We start from the raw sequence: 4,662 nt of genomic DNA on the forward strand, positions 1-4,662 counted from the left end.
AAGTGTTGAAGTCCTCGTGATCTTTGCAAGCAATAACAACTCCGGCTGTTATGTATCTTCCTCCATCACCCTCAAAATATTTTATGATCGGTAAATCGTTCAAATCTCTCAACTCGGAGTACTCCGCTTCGCAAACAGAGATTTCTCCGTCGTCAACTTCAGCAAGAACTCTGACGAGTTCCTCCTTTTTAACTCCCAAATACGTAGCCACCAATTCCCTACTCGAAACGAAGTTCGTGGCAACCTTCTTCCCTTCAACATTTATCAGGCAAGGTTTGTCAAGAAGGTTTCTCTTCTTTAAGAGATCGACGACCTCGTCATGTTTAATCTCATCTTCCACGACTTCGTAATCCACCTTCTTCATCGCATCCCTGAGATTCATAGCCTCCGTAGGAAAGCTTAATAAATAACTCTTATTCAACTTCACCCCATGAAAACTTCACGCATACCCAATTTTTACAAGCTAAGCATCGAGGAAAGGCTGAGAAAAGTTGCCGAGTTTGCTGATTTAAGTGAGGAGGAGATTAAAGCTATCCTCGAAAAAGGTTTACCGAACGATATAGCCGACAGAATGATAGAAAATGTCATAGGGACTTTTGAATTGCCTTTGGGGATAGCTACGAATTTCCTCATCGACGGAAAGGAATACTTGATTCCCATGGCTATAGAGGAGCCGAGCGTCGTTGCTGCTGCAAGCAACGCTGCCAAGATGGCGAGGGCTAAAGGAGGGTTTTTCACCGACTATTCGGGCAACATAATGATAGGGCAAATTCAGGTTACGAAGCTTAAAGATCCAAATTCTGCAAGGTTCGAAGTCTTGAGGCATAAGGAGGAGATTATAGAGAAGGCTAACGAGCAGGATCCGATTCTCGTGAATCTCGGTGGTGGTTGTAAGGATGTTGAAGCGAGAGTTATAAACACCAAGCTTGGGGAGATGCTCATAGTCCATTTGCTTGTTGATGTGAAGGATGCAATGGGAGCTAATGCCGTAAATACCATGGCTGAAGCGGTGGCTCCGCTAATAGAGAGGATAACGGGTGGAAAAGTCTACCTGAGAATCATTTCGAACTTAGCAGTTTACAGACTTGCAAGAGCTAAAGCTATCTTCGACAAAAACGTTATTGGAGGAGAGGAAGTTGTTGAGGGAATTATGCAGGCTTACGCCTTTGCTGAGGCGGATCCGTTTAGGTGTGCCACCCACAACAAGGGGATTATGAACGGAATTTCGGCGGTGGTTATAGCTACTGGAAACGATTTTAGGGCTGTTGAAGCCGGAGCCCATGCCTATGCAGCCATCCACGGCTACAAGCCATTAACGAGGTACGAAGTTAACGAAGAGGGCGATCTCGTTGGGACAATAGAGTTGCCGATGGCTGTGGGGACTATTGGAGGGGCGACGAAGGTGAATCCCCTCGCGAAAATCTGCCTGAAAATACTCGGGGTTAATTCAGCTGAAGAACTTGCAAGGATTCTTGCAGCCGTTGGTTTAGCTCAAAACTTCGCCGCTTTAAGGGCTTTAGCTACCGAGGGAATCCAGAGAGGACACATGGAGCTGCATGCGAGAAACGTGGCTATAATGGCCGGAGCTGTCGGAGAGGAGATTGATAAAGTTGTTGAAATTCTTGTGAAAGAAAGAAAGGTTAGACTCGACAGGGCAAAGGAGGTTTTGGAGGAAATTAGAAGAAAATGATTTTTTATTCCACAACCTCTCCCGGCTTTGAAGATGTTGCGGCTGAGGAACTAAAAGAACTCGGTTGTAAAATAAAGGAGGAGAGGAGAGGGAAAGGGAGAGTTTTCTTCGAGGCAAAAATAGAGGACATCCCGAAATTGAACTGCTTTTCTCGATGTTCCGAAAGAATAGTTCTTCTCCTTGGGAGATTTAAGGTTGAAAGGTTTGAAGATGTTTATAAAGCTGTGAAACAGATAGACTTCTCCTTCATCAAACCGGAGCAGAGTTTTGCAATAAGAAGCAACAGAGTCGGAGAGCACGACTTCACATCCATGGATATAGCAAGGGAAGCGGGACAGGCGGTGATAGATAGATACAAAGAAGATTTCGGGGTTAGGCTGAGGGTTAATTTGGACGAGCCGGATGTGATAATCAGATGCGATTTGGTAGATGACGACTTCGTTGTCGGAGTGGACACAACAGGAGATGAGGCTCTGCATAAAAGAAACTACAGGATTTACCAGCATCCAGCTCCTCTGAACCCCACCATCGCTTCTTCCCTCATCAGGCTTTCCGGATGGAGTCACGAGTACAGCTTACTCGATCCAATGTGCGGGAGCGGGACAATTTTAATTGAAGCCGGTCTTATGGCGAGGAACATTCCGACATGTAAGTTCAGAAAAGATTTCGCTTTCAAAAAGCTGTTTCAGTTCCCGGAAATAGAGTGGGAAGAGAGAGATGTCGAACTCGAACTCTACGGGATCGAAAAGTTTAGGAAACACGTTGAAGGTGCGAGGAAAATTGCCGAATACGTCGGGATTCCGATAAAGTTCATTCAAGGAGACGCAAGAAAGCTTGACGAATATTTCGAAAGCGTGGATTACATAATCACCAATCCTCCCTACGGACTCAGAATTGCAAGAAAAGGGATAATAGAAGACTTGTATTCAAAATTTTTTGAATCAGCCTCAAAAATCCTCGAAAGAAGGCTCGTGATGATAACAGCCGAGAAGAAAATAGCGAGAGAATACGCCACAAGATTTTTCGAAATAAAGGAAGAAAGGAGCGTTATGTACGGCGGGTTAAATTGTTCCGTCTTCGTTCTTGAATAGTTATTTTTTGAGAGCTTCCAGAAACTCGTCAACCGGCACTGCTGGCATCGTAACGGTTCTTATAGTACCTCTGCTTGCCAGCTCAACCATCGCCTTCATCACGGTGATGTTATCCGGAGCTTCGACTATGTTGACGAAATCGAACTCCCCGAAGACAACGTACTGCTGAAGAACCTTCACACCCATCTTTTCAAGTTCTTCGTTAACCTCCTTAACTCTCTCGGGCTTCTCTTTCAGAGTTTCGGCTCCCTCGTCGGTCAACCTCGACAAAATAATGTAGATACCCATACAACTCACCTGATTTATTTTTGTAATTACGCAAAGAAAAGCTTTTCCATCAAAAGTGTTATAAATCAGAATCGAAAAATGAAGCTACGAGCTCCGGTGGTGTAGCCCGGCCAATCATACGGGACTCTCGATCCCGTGACCCGGGTTCAAATCCCGGCCGGAGCACTTTAATTCCGTCGGCTCTTTTTTATTTGAGTGTCGTTAATATGTAGTAGGAAATCGCCGCCGAAATCGGAATCGTGAAGTTGTCGTTTAAGAACTTCTTTCCATCGAACATTGCTGAGATAATGATCGATGCTAAAGAGTACTGCCATTCCAAGCCGAGCGCCAAGCTTAAAGCGAAGGAAGATGCAAAAAATGCCGGAAAAGAGAAGTTTCTGTTCACTTTTTTGAAAATTCCCGCCGCACCATCTCCAGCAAAGGCGCAAACTGCTGCAATTACACAAGCTTTTAGAGGAAAAACGGGGGTAATTATCGAGAAAGCCAAACCGCTGTAAAGGTAGCCAGCGACACCCTTCTTTTCGTACTCTCTAAGGATGAAGTTCGGAAAGATTTCCTTTTTAGCCCTCACGAGTTCCAAAAGAGAAGCAAAGGCTGTCATCACAAGGACTACAGCACCTGTAAAATCTTTTCCAAGATAAAAGAGAGTGGGAATATAAAGGAGTCCGAGAAAGTGTATGGACTTCCTCAAAACTTCAAATTTGTCTATCATTCCCTCTCCGGTGGGAAGTCTTCGATTAACCTTTTCGCAAAATTCGAAAAGGCTCTCCTGCTTGAAGACAAAAAGCCGAAACGAAGCTGAAAAACTGTTTTTCCGGAGGAAAATGCGTTTTTCAACCTCCAGTCGTACGGGATCGTTGCGTAAACCCTCTCGTTGTAGAAGTACTTTAAATTCTTCCTTTTAGCCATGTTGACCACAAATCCGTTGAAATTTACATCGCTACTTTCAAGAACATCTCTAACTTTAATCGCATCCAAATAAGCCGGTTTTATATCTGCCGACACGACAAAAACGACATCAGCGACGAGGGTTGGATATACCGCAAATTTAGACAGTCCCGGAGATTGATCAAAAAGGATGTAGTCGTACATCGGCTTGAGTTCCAAAGCAAGATCGCCGATTCTCTCAATTTTAATCTTCTTTTTCAAATCAACAATGGATTCCGCCGGATACACGTCGATTTCTGCTTTTTTGACACTCAATTTTGCTGAAGTTTCGCTCAGCTTTGCCTCACCACAAAGAAAGTGTGTTACCGTTTTTTCCGGCATGTTTTCGATGAACAGTGAGACGTTCGGTAAAGCGAGGTTTAGGTCAACAATAGCAACTTTTTTTCCTTTCAGTGCCAAAGCGGCGGCGAGATTTACAACAATGGAAGTTTTACCCACTCCCCCTTTACCAGAAGGGAAGGAAATTACCTTCCCACCGACAGACCGTAATGCGTAATACTCCTCTATGATTTTCCTAAGTTTCTTTTCAAGCTCAGACAAATTGAAGTAGGGGTCCATAATTTCACAGTATTCTCGGCGATTTTCTTTCAGCCTTCTTTTCCCTTGCTACCCAGAATTTCTCACCCACACTGCTCTTTATTTGAG

6 protein-coding genes and 1 tRNA gene are annotated in these 4,662 nt (G+C 44.3%); 3 read left to right on the plus strand and 4 right to left on the minus strand.

Translation table 11 applies throughout. From position 1 onward, the window contains the following. Window positions 1-382, minus strand: a 382-nt coding sequence (locus tag F7C14_RS01600; RefSeq protein ID WP_290899194.1) for a UbiD family decarboxylase domain-containing protein, incomplete at its 3' end; no start/stop codon positions are given. Window positions 383-430: 48 nt separating this feature from the next. On the opposite strand from F7C14_RS01600, the gene F7C14_RS01605 reads away from it, so the two are divergent. Then, window positions 431-1,690, plus strand: a complete 1,260-nt coding sequence (locus F7C14_RS01605) for a hydroxymethylglutaryl-CoA reductase, degradative (protein WP_290899197.1) — start codon at window positions 431-433, stop codon at window positions 1,688-1,690. Next, window positions 1,687-2,781 carry a tRNA (guanine(6)-N2)-methyltransferase gene (gene trm14 / locus F7C14_RS01610; protein WP_290899200.1) on the plus strand — a complete coding sequence of 365 codons (1,095 nt, stop codon included), beginning with the start codon at window positions 1,687-1,689 and terminating at the stop codon, window positions 2,779-2,781. The genes F7C14_RS01605 and trm14 overlap by 4 nt, the downstream gene beginning before the upstream one ends. Here the strand turns inward: trm14 and F7C14_RS01615 are convergent, their stop codons facing one another. Beyond that, window positions 2,782-3,069: a GYD domain-containing protein gene (locus tag F7C14_RS01615; RefSeq protein WP_290899203.1), complete on the minus strand. Its 288-nt coding sequence runs from the start codon at window positions 3,067-3,069 to the stop codon at window positions 2,782-2,784. Between the two features lie 90 nt (window positions 3,070-3,159). Here F7C14_RS01615 and F7C14_RS01620 point away from each other — a divergent pair. Further along, window positions 3,160-3,234, plus strand: a tRNA-Glu gene (locus F7C14_RS01620). A 22-nt stretch (window positions 3,235-3,256) separates the two neighbouring features. On the opposite strand, the gene F7C14_RS01625 is transcribed toward F7C14_RS01620, so the two are convergent. Together F7C14_RS01625 and F7C14_RS01630 are read right to left on the minus strand one after the other, a co-directional pair. After that, window positions 3,257-3,781 carry a hypothetical protein gene (locus tag F7C14_RS01625; protein WP_290899206.1) on the minus strand — a complete coding sequence of 175 codons (525 nt, stop codon included), beginning with the start codon at window positions 3,779-3,781 and terminating at the stop codon, window positions 3,257-3,259. After that, entirely contained in the window at window positions 3,778-4,575 is a 798-nt protein-coding gene (locus tag F7C14_RS01630) for a MinD/ParA family protein (RefSeq protein WP_290899209.1), read from the minus strand. The genes F7C14_RS01625 and F7C14_RS01630 overlap by 4 nt, the downstream gene beginning before the upstream one ends. Window positions 4,576-4,662: the final 87 nt, after the last annotated feature.

Origin of the sequence: Ferroglobus sp. (assembly GCF_015521575.1) — an archaeon.
Lineage (GTDB): Archaea > Halobacteriota > Archaeoglobi > Archaeoglobales > Archaeoglobaceae > Ferroglobus.

Coding starts and splice junctions, on each gene's coding strand:
- F7C14_RS01605 (WP_290899197.1), top strand. CDS start 431: ATGAAAACTTCACGCATACCCAATTTTTACAAGCTAAGCATCGAGGAA.
- F7C14_RS01615 (WP_290899203.1), bottom strand. CDS start 3,069: ATGGGTATCTACATTATTTTGTCGAGGTTGACCGACGAGGGAGCCGAA.
- F7C14_RS01625 (WP_290899206.1), bottom strand. CDS start 3,781: ATGATAGACAAATTTGAAGTTTTGAGGAAGTCCATACACTTTCTCGGA.
- F7C14_RS01630 (WP_290899209.1), bottom strand. CDS start 4,575: ATGGACCCCTACTTCAATTTGTCTGAGCTTGAAAAGAAACTTAGGAAA.
- trm14 (WP_290899200.1), top strand. CDS start 1,687: ATGATTTTTTATTCCACAACCTCTCCCGGCTTTGAAGATGTTGCGGCT.